The sequence below is a fragment of the Beggiatoa leptomitoformis genome (assembly GCF_001305575.3).
In the GTDB taxonomy this organism is placed as follows: Bacteria; Pseudomonadota; Gammaproteobacteria; order Beggiatoales; family Beggiatoaceae; genus Beggiatoa; species Beggiatoa leptomitoformis.
Genome location: NZ_CP012373.2, coordinates 3,819,938 through 3,836,990, shown reverse-complemented (window position 1 = coordinate 3,836,990; position 17,053 = coordinate 3,819,938). Strand labels below are relative to the sequence as shown.

Annotated in this window: 16 protein-coding genes; 3 read left to right on the top strand and 13 right to left on the bottom strand. The window is 39.0% G+C overall.

The window, feature by feature from the left end:
• Positions 1-108 precede the first annotated feature (108 nt).
• From AL038_RS16360 to AL038_RS16315, 10 genes are all read right to left on the bottom strand, one after another.
• Positions 109-498: a VanZ family protein gene (locus tag AL038_RS16360; RefSeq protein ID WP_062154643.1), complete on the bottom strand. Its 390-nt coding sequence runs from the start codon at positions 496-498 to the stop codon at positions 109-111.
• The gene (locus tag AL038_RS16355; protein WP_062154641.1) at positions 495-2,372 is read right to left on the bottom strand and encodes a glycosyltransferase family 2 protein; all 1,878 of its coding nucleotides are present in this window, start codon (positions 2,370-2,372) and stop codon (positions 495-497) included. The genes AL038_RS16360 and AL038_RS16355 overlap by 4 nt, the downstream gene beginning before the upstream one ends.
• Positions 2,373-2,463: 91 nt before the next feature.
• Positions 2,464-2,925: an ATP-binding protein gene (locus tag AL038_RS16350; RefSeq protein WP_062154639.1), complete on the bottom strand. Its 462-nt coding sequence runs from the start codon at positions 2,923-2,925 to the stop codon at positions 2,464-2,466.
• An 8-nt stretch (positions 2,926-2,933) separates the two neighbouring features.
• On the bottom strand, positions 2,934-3,266 hold the full coding sequence (locus tag AL038_RS16345) for an STAS domain-containing protein (RefSeq protein WP_062154637.1): 333 nt from the start codon (positions 3,264-3,266) through the stop codon (positions 2,934-2,936).
• 48 nt (positions 3,267-3,314) lie between these two features.
• A complete protein-coding gene (locus AL038_RS16340; RefSeq protein ID WP_336603618.1) occupies positions 3,315-4,403 on the bottom strand; it encodes a PP2C family protein-serine/threonine phosphatase in 1,089 nt (362 codons plus the stop codon).
• A 37-nt stretch (positions 4,404-4,440) separates the two neighbouring features.
• Positions 4,441-5,189 (bottom strand): IS5 family transposase gene (locus tag AL038_RS16335; protein WP_201800089.1). Its coding sequence is split into 2 segments (ribosomal slippage): positions 4,441-4,775 and positions 4,775-5,189, totalling 750 coding nucleotides; the frame shifts between segments, so codons are not numbered across the junction.
• A 214-nt stretch (positions 5,190-5,403) separates the two neighbouring features.
• A complete protein-coding gene (locus AL038_RS16330; protein ID WP_062154633.1) occupies positions 5,404-6,369 on the bottom strand; it encodes a hypothetical protein in 966 nt (321 codons plus the stop codon).
• Entirely contained in the window at positions 6,353-7,363 is a 1,011-nt protein-coding gene (locus tag AL038_RS16325; protein WP_062154631.1) for an AAA family ATPase, read from the bottom strand. Before AL038_RS16325 ends, AL038_RS16330 begins: the two co-directional genes overlap by 17 nt.
• Positions 7,360-8,517, bottom strand: coding sequence for a DUF4350 domain-containing protein (locus AL038_RS16320; protein ID WP_062154625.1), 1,158 nt, complete (start codon positions 8,515-8,517; stop codon positions 7,360-7,362). The genes AL038_RS16325 and AL038_RS16320 overlap by 4 nt, the downstream gene beginning before the upstream one ends.
• A 47-nt stretch (positions 8,518-8,564) precedes the next feature.
• Entirely contained in the window at positions 8,565-9,407 is an 843-nt protein-coding gene (locus AL038_RS16315) for a quinoprotein dehydrogenase-associated SoxYZ-like carrier (RefSeq protein WP_062154623.1), read from the bottom strand.
• Positions 9,408-9,762: 355 nt separating this feature from the next.
• Between AL038_RS16315 and AL038_RS16310 the strand changes: the two genes are divergently transcribed.
• From AL038_RS16310 to AL038_RS16300, 3 genes are all read left to right on the top strand, one after another.
• The gene (locus tag AL038_RS16310) at positions 9,763-10,428 is read left to right on the top strand and encodes a c-type cytochrome (protein WP_062154621.1); all 666 of its coding nucleotides are present in this window, start codon (positions 9,763-9,765) and stop codon (positions 10,426-10,428) included.
• Positions 10,429-10,548: 120 nt separating this feature from the next.
• Positions 10,549-11,304: a c-type cytochrome gene (locus tag AL038_RS16305; protein ID WP_062154619.1), complete on the top strand. Its 756-nt coding sequence runs from the start codon at positions 10,549-10,551 to the stop codon at positions 11,302-11,304.
• Positions 11,305-11,318: 14 nt separating this feature from the next.
• Positions 11,319-12,299: a hydrogenase small subunit gene (locus tag AL038_RS16300; RefSeq protein WP_083991558.1), complete on the top strand. Its 981-nt coding sequence runs from the start codon at positions 11,319-11,321 to the stop codon at positions 12,297-12,299.
• A gap of 60 nt (positions 12,300-12,359) precedes the next feature.
• Here the strand turns inward: AL038_RS16300 and recD are convergent, their stop codons facing one another.
• The 3 genes from recD to AL038_RS16285 all read right to left on the bottom strand — a co-directional run bounded on the left by recD (position 12,360) and on the right by AL038_RS16285 (position 16,737).
• Positions 12,360-14,150 carry an exodeoxyribonuclease V subunit alpha gene (gene recD, locus AL038_RS16295; RefSeq protein ID WP_062154617.1) on the bottom strand — a complete coding sequence of 597 codons (1,791 nt, stop codon included), beginning with the start codon at positions 14,148-14,150 and terminating at the stop codon, positions 12,360-12,362.
• 151 nt (positions 14,151-14,301) lie between these two features.
• Entirely contained in the window at positions 14,302-15,312 is a 1,011-nt protein-coding gene (locus AL038_RS16290; protein ID WP_062154615.1) for an SUMF1/EgtB/PvdO family nonheme iron enzyme, read from the bottom strand.
• A 12-nt stretch (positions 15,313-15,324) separates the two neighbouring features.
• Positions 15,325-16,737, bottom strand: coding sequence for an outer membrane protein assembly factor BamD (locus AL038_RS16285; RefSeq protein WP_062154610.1), 1,413 nt, complete (start codon positions 16,735-16,737; stop codon positions 15,325-15,327).
• Positions 16,738-17,053 lie beyond the last annotated feature (316 nt).

The window sequence follows — 17,053 nt, the reverse complement described above, 5'->3', positions numbered from 1 at the left end:
AGACACAGGGGAGTAGGGATTTTATTTTTTGTTTAGGTGATTCGCAAGGGGGAAACGATATAAGTTCGCATTAATACCGTGTCAAAACAGGTAGGGTAACTTTAGAAGTCATGGAGTAATTTTTTCGTTATGTTTTTGTCGATACGATAACCATAACGCTAATTGCCCAAAGAGAAAAATCCCTAAGTAATCTGAAAATAAATCGCCCATATCAAAATGGCGGTTGGGAAAAAAATATTGTGATATCTCTTCTAGTGTTACAAAGGTAACAACAAAGACACTCCCTTTTAGTAACTTTATATTTTTCCAGCTAAATTGCGCACAATTTAAGCCCATATTGATAACGAAAGCAAGCAAGCCCATCAGAATAAAATGTCCCACTTTGTCGCCATAAGGAATCGCATGAACTTGTTTTAATACGTAATTATAATGACCTTGGTCAGCAACAATTATCAGACAAATAATAAACAGGCTGTACAAAATAGCAATACGTTTCATATAGTTGCTTCTTCAGGCGGTGTCCAAAAAGCAGCGCGAACCAAACTACTCAGGGCGATGATATTTAAAATTCCCCAAAAACTATTTAATATCAATGCACCACTAGAGTATGCGGTGTGCGGCGCAAAGTGGCTAAACCATGCATACGCTAAGCTGCCTAATGTTAAGCCAATTAATAAGCATTGTGACCAAACAAGATGTAAAAAATTACCTGTTTGACGGTCTTTGGGGGTCACAGGAAAAGCGATTTTTTTACCGCGTAATACTGTCCAGAGTGCTTTGATATTAAATGAGTAAAAAGCCAAATAAGATGTTTTACTCTGCCAATTATTTGTTCCCCATGTGCCTACCATAAAGGCAAGTTCCATACTGATAATAAAGGGTAGAAAATGCAATACAAAAGAATCCGAAAAGGCTTGCATGGGTTTGATTGCGGTTAAAAAATAAATAATGGGTGCGAGTAAGAAAATTAAATTCCAAATTCCACCTAAATAAGACCAAATGGTTTGCCCATACATCAGTCGTTGTGCCCAACTTAAGCCGTTGCGCTTTGTAAATAATTTATTTTTAAAGAGAATATCTTTCGCAATATCTAGCGTTCCCCCTGCATATTTAAAGCGTTGTACAACCCAACTTTGCAAATCTTGAGGCGATAGCATTTTTGATTCAACTATTGGGTGTAAAACGGATTTCCATTTTGCCCGTTGTTCGCTACCGTCGGGTGCAGTGCGGCGGACGGAGTGTAAAACAATTGAGGTAAAAATATCTTCAGAGACATGAAATTTAAAAAGTTTATCATCAAAATGGGTTTCATGAATTAGTTGATAACGTAATTGTTTAACAATCAAAGGGTCTAAACTGTTTTTTTCACCCGTTAGTTTTTGAATAGCGGTTAAATGGGTTTCTAATGATTGACTAACACTATCTGCATAACCAATGAGTTGGGCTTCGCGCACGGCTTCGCGACGATAAATAGAACCTGCACCACAGCAAAAAGAGGCATTTGCCCAATTTCGCCGCCGTAAAATGATGTCATAAAAAATTTTAGGGTCATTCACAAAAGGGTCGTAACCAATCGCAACAGTACCGTAGATTTTTTCGATTTGTTCGCCTAGCCATTTGCCCGCTTTACCAATATAGGTTTGTAAATAAAGGGGCAAAGATTGTCCTTCGGGAATATCAAAAAACCATTGTGGGGTTTGTACCCAAGCAACTTGTGGGTCCGTAAAATAACCTAGCGTGTGTTCTAAAAAAGTCGGAAAAGGTCGTGTATCGGCATCGCAGATAATAAAAAAATCTCCGCTTGTGACATCCATGGCATTGGCAAGATTGCCTGCTTTAAAACCTATATTATTATTTCGTGTGATGTAATTTACGGCTTCCTCTTTGGCAACTTGTTGCATAGCGGGTCGCTTGCCGTCATCTAAAACATGTACTTTGAGGATGATGGTATGTGGGTAGGTTATTTTTTTTGCATCTCTGATACTTAAGCGGACTAGTTCAGTATCTTCATTGTAAGTTGCAATAAAAACATCAACTTGAATGGGGCGATTTGGACAGTGGGGGTCTTGTGTGAGGTCTATACAATCACGGATGGAATGTGGTGGCGATTTTTGTGGTGTATCACGTACTTGCCATAGATTAATCGTGTATAAAATCAGCCCAATGTATGCCATCGTTTCTGCGATGACAAGGGGAAGAGAGAACCAAAGTGCATCATAGTTTAAAGAATTCGTCCATCGCCAGTGTAAGTACCACACACCAATAACAATAGTAATAACGGCTAAGAATTGCCAGAGTAATTCACGGTATGGCGAGAAAGGTAGAGGAGAAGGGGGGATTCGATCTTCAAATTTTTTAAAATAGGTATCCATAATGAGCCGGGTATTGTGGCGTTTAGCCCTGTTATTTTAATTTGAGATTGAATAGCAAGAAAAGAATAGTGAAATTGATTGTGTCTAGCCTTCATAACACGACTTCTCTTGAACTATTGCCATTATCAGTTTGAAAGTGTTTTTTCATCCATAGCGTGTGTTTATACCCTGTGGAATAGTAAACAACTTCATCCATAGTTTGTTTAATAATTGCCAGACCAAAACCACCTTCGGGCAAATTAGCAATGTCGTCTGGGTTAATCATGGGCATTTCTGCGGTATTGAGTAAATAAGATTGCATACCACAACCATTATCCGTTACAGAAATCAATAAACTGTTTTTACTTAGGGTAATTTCTACAATAATTAATTGAACCGTAGAATATATATAGCTATGTTCAATAACATTATTAACCCATTCGACAATAGCAATCTGTAGTGCATCAACAACTTCTGTCGACAAGGGAGTCAAGCTACAAATTCCCTTGATAGAAGTTCCAATTAATGCAACATTCTCTAATTGGCTTTGAATTTGTAAACACAGTTGTGGCATGAAAAATATCACGCAGCGTTAGCAATAGCGTCTGTCACTGTTGGGTAAATAGAAAATATGTTATCCATACGTGTCAATTTAAATAAAGAAATAACAGCTCCTTGTACACCACAAAGGATAAGGTCACCTTCACCCTTAAGTAACTTTAAGGTCGATACAATCGCGCCTAAACCACTACTATCTAAAAAATCTGTTTGGCTCAAGTCTAAAATAATATATTGTTGTCCATTGGCAATTAAGGCTTTCATTTCATCTTTAAAATCAGGTGCGATAGACGCATCTAAACGTTTTTCTAAGACGTGGACAATGAGAAATTTATCTTTTTGTTCGGTTTTTAGCATAAAAAATTCCGTTAGTCTAATTGGTCGTGTTAAAGTTTTTTTATAACGTTATTTAAACGATAGTGGCGCATGATATTCAATTGCTAATAATGTCATGTCATCTTCAAACTGCCCATTTCCTTGCCAATCAAAGAGTTCATCACATAACGATTGTAGTGTTTGTTCTAGTGTTTGGTCTGCCGTATTTTGTAATAAACTCAATAAACGTTGTTCAGAATAGCTTTGTTGTACGGCATTCAAACACTCTGTAATTCCATCCGAATAAATAAATAATCTATCGCCTTCTACCATTTGCAAGCTAAGTCTTTCGTAGTCAGAGTTAGGAAACAGAGCAACAGGAAAGCCACTTCCCCCACAAAAATTGGCTTGATGTTGTGTTGTTGTTAAATGGATAGGGCAAGGATGCCCTGCTTGTGTAAATTGCACAACGCCCGTTGCTTTATGTAAATACCCATAAACCATCGTAAAATATAAATCGCCTGAGTCAGTAAAGCGTTGATTAAGCGCGGAAACAACTTGTTCTGGTGGCACAGGCTGATAAACACCCTCAGCGTCTTTGTAACGCAACACACTAGATTGTCCACCTTTATTATTGATGTAATGATGTAAGGTGAATGATAATAATGCAGAGCGTACCCCATGCCCAGATACATCCAGATGATAAAAGGCTAGATATTCATCCGTGAGTTCAAAATAATTAAATATATCACCTGCAATAAAATGGCTAGGATAAAAAAGCCAATCAAATACAATATTATCTACATGACCTTTAGCAGGAAGAAGGTTTTTCTGCATCACAGAAGCAAGGAGTAAATCCTGCCGTATTTGCTCATAGGTGTGATACAACTTTCGATTACGTTCTGCTAAGGTTTGTTCTAAACCCAAAATCCGAAACGCCATTTGTAAGCGAATTCGTAGTTTATTTGGGTCTATCGGCTTAAAAAGAAAATCATCCGCTCCCGCATTAAGCCCTTGTACTAAAGAACTTTCACGCTCATCTTTTCCTGTTAAAACAATCACATAAACATAATGAGGTAATTCTGCTTGGCGTATCAGTTGGCACAATTGCAACCCGTCAATATTGGGCATAATCCAATCTGTCAACACCAAATTAATATCAGGATTTTCTCGAAAAATGCTTAGAGCCTGTCATCAAATAAGAAGGGTTAAAGGTTCAAGCTAAAAGAATCAAGGTAGAAGCCAAATAAACCCCACTTAAGAAATTCCTAGCGCGTTTATCATATCGTGTAGCTATTGCACGATATTGCTTTAATTTACCAAAGAAATGCTCGATTAAATAACGTGCCTTATAAAGAGCTTTATCATAATCAGGTGGATTTAAACGATTTTTCCTGAACGGAATCACAGGTTCTATGCCTTGCTGTTTTAAAACATCTCTAACCCGTTCATCTGCATCATAAGCCTTATCAGCCAATAAAGCGTTTGCCTTTATCTGAGGAATAAGAGCATCAGCCCCTTCAAGGTCGCTTGCCTGTCCCGCAGTCAAAAAAAAAGGGTCGGATTGCCCAGTGCGTCAACAACGGAGTTAATCTTGGTACTTAAACCCCCTGCGCTACGTCCAATGGCTTCATCTGCGCCACCACCACTACTATGTTGATGCGCTCTAACTATTGTGCTGTCTATCATGGCATATTCATTATCGGCATCGGCACTTAGTATCTTGAAAACACGTTCCCAGACACCTTTCTTAGACCAACGACTGAAGCGGGTATGGACGACACGGAAATCACCAAAGCGTTCGGGGAGGTCGCGCCAAGGAATGCCACTGCGATAACGGAATAGAACAGCATCAATAAACAAGCGGTTATCTTTAGCCGTCATCCCGACATGTCCTTTACGCCCAGGGAGTAGCGGTTCTAGTTTTGACCATTGTTCATCGGTTAAGGCATAGCGACGACTCATTGTTTTATCCTTGGCGATATCTGGGTATATGATTATAATATAACATTTTTTACTATTTGATGACACGCCCTAAAGCTTCTTGTCCATCGGTTGCTATCAATATTTCATCACAATAGTTTTTCAACCAATGTTGCAACACTAAACGCATAGAGCTACAGTCCTCGACCAGTAGCAATTTAGTTTTTGTGTACGTCATCGTTTTTCACTCAATAAGTTACCATGCTAAAGACCACGATAATCCAATGCTTCCATCTTTTACATCCGCAGCATCACGCTGGTCACGCCATGGATAACGATTTCCTGAATAATTGCTGTACTGTAAAGCTAAATTGCCAGGTAGTGAACTAGAAAACGTTAGGTTATAGGTGTAATCAGGATCCCAAGGTTGTTGTTGGTCCGCTTGTGGATACCAAAATAAAGTAAAATTAAATAACCAGTCTTCAATAATCGGATAGTGACAACCCATTGTTACCGTTTGCTTATGCGGTAAACGGCTTTCTGTTACAAAATCTACATAACGGGGAGTTAGATTAAAACCCATCTGACAGTTTATGGTTTTATTTGGGTCTATGAGTAAAGGCTCTGCAAGCATCTGTGTTAACGGAAATTTCCAACCTAAACGATAAGTTCCTTCTAAAAACCGCGTGTGTCGCTCCCCTAACGCACGGTTTGGATGAAAACGATTACCATCGTAATTAGCATAGACCAAACTCAATGTGTAAGGATGCCAATCGTCATAGCCAAAACGATAGGTGAAGTCAGAATCCCAAGGAGCTTGCAATTTTTTATCCAAATAGAGCAAGGCATTCACATTAGCAAACCAATAGCTCAATGGATTATAACGAAGGGAAATCGGAAAAGTGACGCTATAACGCCCTTGTTGACCTTGCGAGTTTAACCCGTTATACGGCTTTGTCTTTCTTAAAGGAATATCAATGCCAATATTCCCCGAAAACTCATCCCATAAATTCAACCATTCGGATTCATGTTTTTTCTTAAATAAATCCTCAAATGGTAAAGAAAAAGAACTTAAAATACCGTCCACAACGGCATCTTTTTCCCCTTTTTCGGGCGATTCTTCTGCCCAAACAGGGCAAGCAAACAACATCACAAACCACCAATAATGTTTGGCAAGTGCAAGTAAACAATGTCTTCCAATCCCCCTATAAACGCGGCGCATCAATTTTTTCTAACAAGCCTAATAAGACATTGTCCGCGTCTAAGCCCTCAATTTCTAACTCTGGCGCAAGGGTAATCCGATGGCGTAATACGGCTAAGGCAATATTTTTGACATCATCAGGAATAACAAAATTACGTTCAGCTAATAAGGCCATCGCCCGTGCCGCCCGTATCAACGAAATCCCACCACGAGGACCCGCACCAACACTGATACCCGTATAGGTTCGGGTTGCACGAATGATTTGATTAACATAAGTATAAATTCGTTCATCTACTTTTACGGTTGCGGTTAATTTTTGTAAGGTAATAATCGTTTCTGCTTTAACCACTTTCGCAACCGTACTGACATCTAAACGCTCGCCTACTTTAGCAGCAGTAACTTGTTTTAAAAGCTGAATTTCTTCTTGTTCACTGGGATAATTTAACCGAATTTTAAGTAAAAAACGGTCTAACTGCGCTTCAGGTAAAGGATATGTTCCCTCTTGTTCAATCGGATTTTGCGTTGCTAAGGTCATAAAAGGTAAAGGGACAGGAAAAGATTTTCCCTCAATCGTCACTTGCAACTCCTGCATCACTTCCAACAAAGCCGCTTGGGTTTTTGCAGGGGCGCGATTAATTTCATCCGCCAACAATAAATGGGTAAAAATCGCGCCTTTACGGATTTTAAATTCTTCACTTTTTAAATCATATAACGCATGTCCCGTGACATCGCTGGGCATTAAATCAGGGGTAAACTGAATACGTGCAAATTTACCCTCAAATGTTTTTGCTAATGCTTGAACCAATAAAGTTTTTCCCAAACCGGGAACACCTTCTAATAACACATGTCCCGCCGCAAGCAAGGCAACCATCACTTGGTCAATCACCTCCGTTTGCCCAACAACCGCATGGCTAATTTCTTGGCGAATAGCTTGCACAATCTCTATAGCACGCGCCATCCCATTTTTAACAGACGGAGCAACACCAGCGTCAACGGGGGGGAGCATGTCATTCATAAGGCTTTCCTTATTTTGCTAAGTGTTTGAATAGCAGTTGTAAATGTGGCAGGCGTTTTAGCTAACGGCGCGTGTAATGCCTGTTGGACATCCTTAACCGTTACAGCAGAAATTTGTGAAATATTATCATACAGTTGAGGTGGTTTTAAATGTAACCAGTCAGGATGTACGCTTTCTAAGCGTTGCAGTACCGCTTGGCGTGTTCGTTCTAACAGTATATCACTTTGTTTATGTTGCCATAAGTAATAAGCGCTGGCTTCAATATGTTCTAACAACCGTCGACGCGCTAAACTGGGTTCAGGTAAAACACTCCCAAAACGTCGACTGATTGCCCATAGCCAGAGGATTAAAAAAACAGTTGCACTAACAAATACCATCCACCCGTAGGTTTTCAGCAAGGCGAACAAAGAAAATCCTTCTCCAATCGGTTGCCACAACCATACCTTAGTAGCTGTGTGGGATAAATGAACTAATTTCCATAAAAATGCGGCGTGGTCATAATGATTAATTTCTTCATTTTCAATACAAAATAAATCAGTCACGACGGTAATATATCCCTTTCCATATTGATGGGATAACAGATAAGTACCTTGTTCCGTTGTCAATTCTATACTGGGTTTTTGTGCCGTTTCTAACGTCAAATCAGTATCTATCATTAATGTTAAGGGCAAATTATTTAAAGTAACTAACGTTGTTTTCTTGTACGGGTCGTCATTTGATTTCTTTTTTTCAATTACTTTTGTTTGTGTAATTTCTAGAAAATGTTCGTGCGAATTATATTTATTTTTCTGTGATGAATTATTGCTTGGCAGGCGATGCGTTACGATTAAAGAACCCCCGTTATTCACCCATTCCAGTAAAAAATCAACCTGATATCTATCAATATACGACCAATGTGTTGCTAAAATGACCGTATCTTTTACACTTAATGGCTGTTTTAACTGAGAAAATGCGGTAACTGTCTCGGCTGCTGTACCCATTTTTTCAATAAATCGTTGTGCTGCAAGTAAGTCGTTATATCTTGCCTCTCCTTGAAATCCTATCTCACGTTGTTTTAAAACCAACTGGTAGTTTGTTAGAAACCACGCGCCCCACACAACTAAACTGACAATCACTATAATTGACCAAATCCATTCGTTTGACAGTTTTTTCACATGGCCTCCAAAAATAAGGGCGAACTATGTCGCCCTAATCAATACCGTTATGGATTATATTTAAGCTGTTGACTCGTCGTAAATCGTGCGCCTGTTGAATCTAGTACTTCTGCGGTTAATGTACCACTGGTCGCGCCCGTCGGACGTACATAAAACCGAAAACTGGGGTCTGTACTGATGGAAATATCCGTTTCTGCGGACATTATTAACGTGTCATTAAAACGTACCTTAATTTCCTTAACGAAATGCGCAGGCACATATAAACGACTGACTTGATCCATTTGCAATCCTGAATTATTAGGATGACTAATCATTAATTGTGCAAGTAGTGGTTGCTTTGCTGATGCCTCATCGACAATCTTTAAGCGCATTTTGCCTAATCTAGCCTGTGCTGCTGCTTGGTCTTTCTCCACAGGTGCAGAACAACCGCCGCTGGCTTTTACATAACGACTATCCATAAATAATTGCCCATCATTTAACTCAGCAATCACACGCATAGGTGTATAACTATCAACCCGCACACGGGTTGAAATATCTGCTAAACCACTGTCGGGCGTTAAGATAAATTTTGCCGCTAATGGCACAGGATTATTATCAATAAATAAATAAATTTGTTGAATATAATGTGCTGAATTTTGTGGAATACCCGATTTAATTGTAATTGGCACAATGGCCGCGTCTTCCGCACGATACGGCGCGTCCAACTTAATTAAATCTTGCGTTGTTTCAATAGGACGACTTCCGAATAATACAGTACGCGCATGACTCCATGCTACTGTTTCTAATGAATCTGTTGTCTCTGGCGCGATTGCCTCTTGTGCCGTAACCAATGGTTGCAAACCACAGATAAAACACCATACGCCCCACTGCCAAACGTTAAAAATCCGCATAAAAATCTCCTTTGGGTTTGTCCGAACAACTTATATTTAAACTGCCTGAATCAGGATTTACAGCATTTTCATCATTAATTTAAGCGAAAAATTGAGAAACTGATATTTTTTAATTCTGTTAATCCTACAAATTCTGGTTCAGACAAAAAAGTACATCTCCCAGTAAGCATAAAGCCATCTTCACAATTTATTCATAGTTTCCTCAAAAAATCCTTACAATTAAGTCTTAAACTGCATTCAAACATTTTTAAAACAAACACCTATAAAAATAAGTGTATTAATGCTTTCTTAATTTTAGGTGAATACAGTGGTATCAAACGAACTACCAATAACCAGATACCCCAAGGAAATTATCATGTCTGTTTCTTTTCGTAAGCTATTAATTGCCCTCAGTATAAGCACTGTATTATATGCAAATATTGCTTACTCTAATGGTTTAACCGTTGCCAATGCCTCTCTTGCACAAAATGATACCCTCGTTCTCAGTGCTGTTTTTGATACACCCGTACAAGGCGATTTGTATTTAGCAACGCTATTGCCCAATACCACTAGCCTACTGTTTATTACCGAATCTGTTGGAATAACCACAGAAGCCATTCCTTATCGGACAAATACTTTATTTTCAGGTAATTACTCTCTACTCTCTATACCTGTTTTGGGTTTAACAGCGGGAAACTATCCCTTATACGAATTAACTGTTAAAACAGGGACATCACCTTATGATGTAAATAATTGGTTAGAAGGGATTGATGGATTACATGTAACAACGGTTGTTGTTTTATCAACTAGCAGTAGTACAACAACCACGACCACAGACGATATAGCCGCTGGTAAAACACTGTATGTAGATAACTGTCAAAGCTGTCATGGCACGCGATATTCCGATGCCAGCTCTGCGTCAAAAACCCGTCGCGCCATTAATGCAAATGATGGTGGCATGAAATACCTCAGTTTTCTAACCGATGCAGAATTAACGTCCATTGCCAACTACATGACCAGTGTTATTTCAGGTAGCCGCTAGTTTTACCTCCATAAAAACAACTGCTTCAGATACCTACCTTAATTTTATTTTATAGAGTCCAATAATTCCCCGACTTTTCTGTTGGACTCTCTTTTCTACTCAATGAGTGACAGGAAATTTATGTTTCGCGCACTTCTTGGTTTTGTTTCATTAGTACTGAGTTTTCCAATAGTTGCAACAGAGGCTACATTAGAAAGTCCTGCGGTTGTATTATTTCAAGCAGAACAACCCTTACAAGCTGTTTTAGTGCTACCTGCACCCTTGCAAGGCGACTTGTATCTAGCCACTATTTTATCCGACCAACAACTCTACTTTTTTACCCCTGAACTAGGCTTGCAAACAACCCCTATTCCCTATGCACAAAATCAAACCTATACAAATCAACAAATTTTATTAAATATCCCCATCAGTTTTATAACAACAGGGATTTATCCACTTTATCAAGTTATTACCGCCAGTAACCAATCCCCCTTTGACAGCAACGCATGGCTAATGCCCGTACAAAGCCTACAATTTAGCGTCGGCTTGCCACCGCATATTAGTCATGATGAAAATCGGGACGGTATCGCGGATAGCGACTGTAATGCCAACGGTATTGCGGATGATGCTGTTGATTGTGAAAAACAAATCTTGAGTGAAACCAGCCTTGCGACATTTCAAAGCAAGGGTGCAACCCTGTATCAACAATATTGTAGTGCTTGTCATGAGGATGGATTTTTAGCCGCACAATTTCCTGAATTAGTTAAAAACTCTGTCAACTTTGTGCCTGCTAAAAAAAGCATTGTGAGTCGCTTAACGGATGATGACCTTGCACAAATCGCAAGCTATATCAGCAACGCAACCAGTCAATCTTGTCGTCAAGTCAGCATTCCGTAGGAGAATTAAGCACAATGAAACCCGCCAAGATAGCACTAGAAAGTTACTATGACGTGATGAAACGTCAAGGCATTACGCGCCGTAGTTTTTTAAAATTCTGCGCATTGATGACAACCTCATTAGGCTTATCACCTGACTACATCAGCAAAGTTGTTTATGCAATGGAAACTGAAGTACGTCAACCCGTCTTATGGTTGCACGGCTTGGAATGTACTTGCTGTTCAGAATCTTTTATTCGGGCTGCCCAGCCATTAGCAAAAGACGTTATTTTATCAATGATTTCCCTAGACTATGACCCGACTTTAATGGCGGCTGCAGGCAAGCAAGCAGAAGATTGTCTAGCGCAAATCATGGAAACATATAAGGGTAATTATATATTAGCCGTAGAAGGTAACGCGCCTATCGCACAAGAAGGGATGTCCTGTATTGTTGGCGGAAAACCCTTTTCTGAACAACTTAACCGTGCAATTCCAGATGCAAAATTGATTATTGCATGGGGGAGTTGCGCCTCTAACGGTTGTGTACAAGCCGCTTACCCTAATCCAACCCAAGCAACCCCTGTACACAAACTAGTTACCGCTGATATACCCATTATAAAAGTACCGGGTTGTCCACCCATTGCTGAAGTTATGGTTGGTATTTTGGTTTACTTATTAACATTTAAAGAATTACCCGAACTAGATACACAACTACGCCCAACCCTGTTTTACAGTAAACGAATTCATGATAAATGCTATAGACGCGCCCATTTTGACGCAGGGCGTTTTGTAGAAAGTTGGGATGATGAAGGGGCGAAACAGGGATATTGTCTCTATAAAATGGGTTGTAAAGGGCCAACAACTTACAACGCCTGTGCAACAACAGGCTGGAATGGTGGCACTTCTTACCCTATCAATTCAGGACATGGTTGTTTAGGCTGTTCAGAAGAAGGTTTTTGGGATAAAGGCTCTTTTTACCATCGCCTCACCTTTACTAAAAACCCTGTTTGTCGTTAAAAATCAAAGTGCCGTAGGCTATGTTAATTAGAAAAAAACCTTATCGTTTTTGCAAACAATCTAGCCTAATGCACGTAACGCCTCGCGCATACCAGAATTTCGCTGAATTCGCGTTTGTACTGCTTGCGAAAAAACGGCTTCATTTCCCCAAATACTCACCGCTTTTTTAGCCCGTGTAATCCCCGTGTATAACAATTCACGGGTTAAAATGGGTGATTCTTGCTCAGGCAATAACATCAAAATTTTATCAAATTCAGACCCCTGACTTTTATGTATCGTCATCGCATATACCGTTTCATGCTCAGGCAAACGATTCAGCCAAAAAGCACGCGGTTCGCCCCCGTCCGTTGCAGGAAAATAGGCTTGTAATTCATTGCGCACTTCCCGACTCCACAAAACAACGCCAATATCACCATTATATAAATGGGTTGTGTAATCATTGCGTGTAATCAAAATCGGACGACCGACATACCAAGGATAATAAGACTTTATTAAACCTGCTGTTTTTAAAATTTGTTCCACCACACGGTTGACCGATTCCACACCATATAGCCCTCTCCGTAAAGCACAAAGAATCCGAAATTCATCAAATGCTTGTAATACCGCTTGAGGGTCTTTATTGACTACTGATAAATAACGCGAAAATCCTTCAACCACACTGTCATGTAACGCATTTTGTAAACTACTATGCACAGGTAAATCATGCCAACGTACATTAGAACCTGCTGTTTTTAAAGCTGTTAGTGCACCTTTACCATCACCCGCCTTAACCGCGTGTGCAACTTTACCAATTCCGCTATTATCATCAAAACGATAGCTTTTACGCAGTAAGACTATATTTTCACTGAGTTTGCTTAGTGTATTTTCTATCGTGACATCTTCTAACACCGTACATAAATCACCTAATACTGTTCCCGCTTCTACGGAAGTGAGTTGGTCTTTATCACCTAATAAAATCCATCTCGCATCGGCTTGAATAGCTTGTGCTAATTTTGCCATCAATGCTAAATCCACCATAGACGCTTCATCAACTACAACGACATCATAAGGCAATGAATTTTTTGCATTACTACGAAAATAGGGCGAGTTAGGAATGCTCCCTAATAGGCGATGAATTGTGGATGTTTCTTGCGGAATTTTACTTTTAATATCTGTAGGACATGCTAAACGATGTTTATTCTGTGTAATCGCCTCTTGTAAACGCGCAGCGGCTTTGCCCGTAGGTGCGACTAATGCAATGCGCAATTCGGGCTGTTGTGCGAGTAGCAACGCAAGAATTTTAACCACGGTCGTTGTTTTACCTGTACCGGGTCCACCAGAAATAATGCAAAAATGATTTAAAACTGCTTGTAACGCGGCGGTTTTTTGCCAATCTGTTTCGGTGGTTTTATTTTCAAATAAGTTATTTATATCAATGCTTAATTGTTGTTTATCTATGGCGGGGCTTGCACGGTATAAACGTTGATGAATTTGTTGTGCTAATAGTTGTTCATAATCCCAATAACGATATAAATAGAGCCGATTATTTTCTAAAATTAATGGTTTATATTCACCAAGATGACCAACAACATGGCTTTGTTGCAAACTGGTTTTCCATTGTTCTAAGGTTGGCAATTGTAAATAATTGTCATCAGATAACTCTGTTTCCGTTGTGTTAGGAAAAAGGCTATTTGCATATAGGTTTAAATCTAAACAAACATGTCCTTGCGCAACCATATAACTGGTTAATGCGGCACTTAACATGATGTTTTCATCCGTTGTTTGGGCTAACCGCGCAATAAAACGACCGAAATGCACATCTATTTCTGATAAAACCGCATGTTGTTGTAAAATCATCAGTCGTTGTAACATTGTTTTATTATCTCACTATCTAAATGAATTTATTTAAATATTTTTCAGCACCGCTTTTTTAAGTAGGTTTCTTGCAAAAGTAGATAAAACGCTGTTATCTGTACTACCTTTGCAAGTGTTCTATATTTCAAAAGGCACTGAACCAATATTTTTAAGGCATGAGAATGACACGAAAGCCATACGCATTATTAGAAGCACTAAATTGAGTTTGTCGATATGTAACCCGACAATAATCAGCACCGCTATACCATGAGCCACCGCGTGATACTTTGCGACGGTTGGGTTGTTGACTGCATTGCAAATGTGTGCTTGAGGTTTCATAAGCCTTTGCATCATAATCTGAGCAAGTCCATTCCCAAACGTTACCCACCGTGTCATATAACCCAAAAGCATTGGCTTTAAATGAACCAACAGATACTGTTTTATTATTGTCACTATCACAGTTTGCGCCTTTTGCACCTTTTGTTTGCATAGCATCTCCCCACCAATAGTTGGTTGTTGTGCCTGCTCGTGCAGCATATTCCCATTCTGCTTCAGTGGGTAAGCGGTATGTATGCCCTGTTTTACTGCTCAACCATGTTGCATAAGCGGTGGCATCACTCCAACTGACATTAATCACAGGTCTGTTACCACGTCCCCAATTCCCATCACTGGGCAATGGTCGTCCTGTTGTTTTTGCAAAATAATCATATTCTTCAAAGGTGATTTCATAGATACCCATCGCAAAACGGTTGGTTAGTTTAACCTTATGTACTGGTTGTTCATCCGAAGTGCCTGTATCGCTACCCATCATAAAACTGCCTGTTGGTATCCACACCATTTGTGGGCAGAAATCGCAAGGGCTACCATCGGCTAAGGTGTCGCGGAAAACTTTTCCATCAGATAAATCTGTAACAGAAGGAGCTACCAGTTTTAATTCTCCTATTACAGTCGCGCCTGCTGTCAATTTAATACTGGTTTTTGCTGTTTTATCACCTTGTTTTGCTTTGACTTCATACGTTCCTGCGGGAACTTCAATAATAAGGGGTGAAGTATCCGCTTTGAATTCACCATTTACAAAAATATCGGCTTTTGCGGGGTCGGTTTTAATCACTAACACGGCTGTTTGTTCGGCAAAAACCAGTAACGGTAATAAAAGCAAACTGATAGAAAGCCATTTCATGGGATACTTTCCTTATGAGTTAAATAGATAATCAACAACAGTAGCAGTAACATCAGGTGCAATGGCTCTGATACTGCCTTCTACAGCCCTTTTCATGGTAGTCAGTGAAGCACCTGTTAATTTTGCAATGGGTTTTGCAATCTTGCCAAAAGGGACAGCACCTAAGACACTATCTACAAATTGTTCTTGTTGGAGTGAATTTATTTCCTGACTAACTTTATTTACATTTTCATTAACCTGCGTTAAATGTTGGTCAACCGCTTGAACATTTTTATCGATTTTTTCCAGTTGTTGATTTGTTTCCTGTACATTTTCATCAACCCGTGTTAAATGTTGGTCAATCTGTTCTAACTGATGATTAACCTGTACAAATTGTTGTGCCATAAAATCGTGATGAACTTTAATGACTGCTTTTAATTCTTGCCCTTGTTGTTGAATAGTATTCGTTAATTGCTGGTTTCCCGTTTGAATGGTTGTTTTTAGTTCTTGCCCTTGTTGTTGAATCAAACCTGTTAATTGCTTGTGTTCTGCAATAATGAGTGCAATAACTGACTGTTTCATTTCATCAACTTTTTGGTTGTTTTCATCAAGTTGGTTTTTTATATCTTCTAACAGTTTTGTAACAATTTTATGGGCTTGTGCATTACTGCTGGTAGTTGTGTATTGAAATAAATCCTCTTTTAATAAAAGATATTCACGATTTCGAATATGCGTTGCCAATTCATCTTTCAACATTTTATTAAATAAGCCATTTGCCAAACGGTCGCACAGTGGGTCAAATTCCTCCAAAGTACATTTTTTATCCGCTAACTTGCCTAAAATCTGTTTTTTCTCCGCCTCAAAGGCTAGATTAATTGCCTCTGGCACTTGCACCGCATCAGGAAAGGTTAAAATAAACGCATCATAATATTCTGGTGTATCTTTCTCTCGCGCTTTTGCATAGGCTAATTCGTGAATACGTAATAGCGCATCAACTGCTTGCGGTGTATCAGGAAAATCTGTCATAAATGTGCGATAAGCAGAGATTTTATCCTGCTGTTTTGCAAGCAAATAAATGGCATGAATGGCATTTAGATTAAACCGTGAGTTAGGTTTAATCTGCATAAAGTTTTTATACGTATCAACCTGTTGTTGTTGCTGGGCTTGTTGCCATGTTTTTAAATAAGCAACAAATCCATACTGTTGGTCTAATTCAGGATTTTTGACAGCAACCGCCTTCCATTTCTCGTAATTATTCGTTTGTTGCGCTTGTTCCATCGCTAACCAAAACGCGCATAAGGTCGCGCTTTCAGTTTCCCCCGCCACATTTAATAAACGAATAATTTTTTCTTTATCAGAAACTTGACAAGGATTTACTACTGCCATAGCCGATGCAGTGCATAACAGGCTATAAGCAATAAAACTACAGTAGAGTAATTTGTGCATGATTTTGCTCAGTTGTGTCAAAATGACATTGCTATGATAAATGATTTTTATTAAATATATAGATGATTTACACGCTAAAGTGTCGGCTATTTGGCGGAGAGTTTTTGTAAAATTAATTATTTCAATAAATTTTATTTATCGTTAGTTTTTTATATTCAGCAAAAAATACTCTCAATAGTGTTAAAAAAATTACAGTATTTTTTCTTTTTTGTGCATTTATTAGCACATAAATACAAAAAATTATGCTATATAAATCATTTTTATAGTTGCCTATAACTTATATTCATATTATTTTTCCGAAAAATTGTTGCAACCG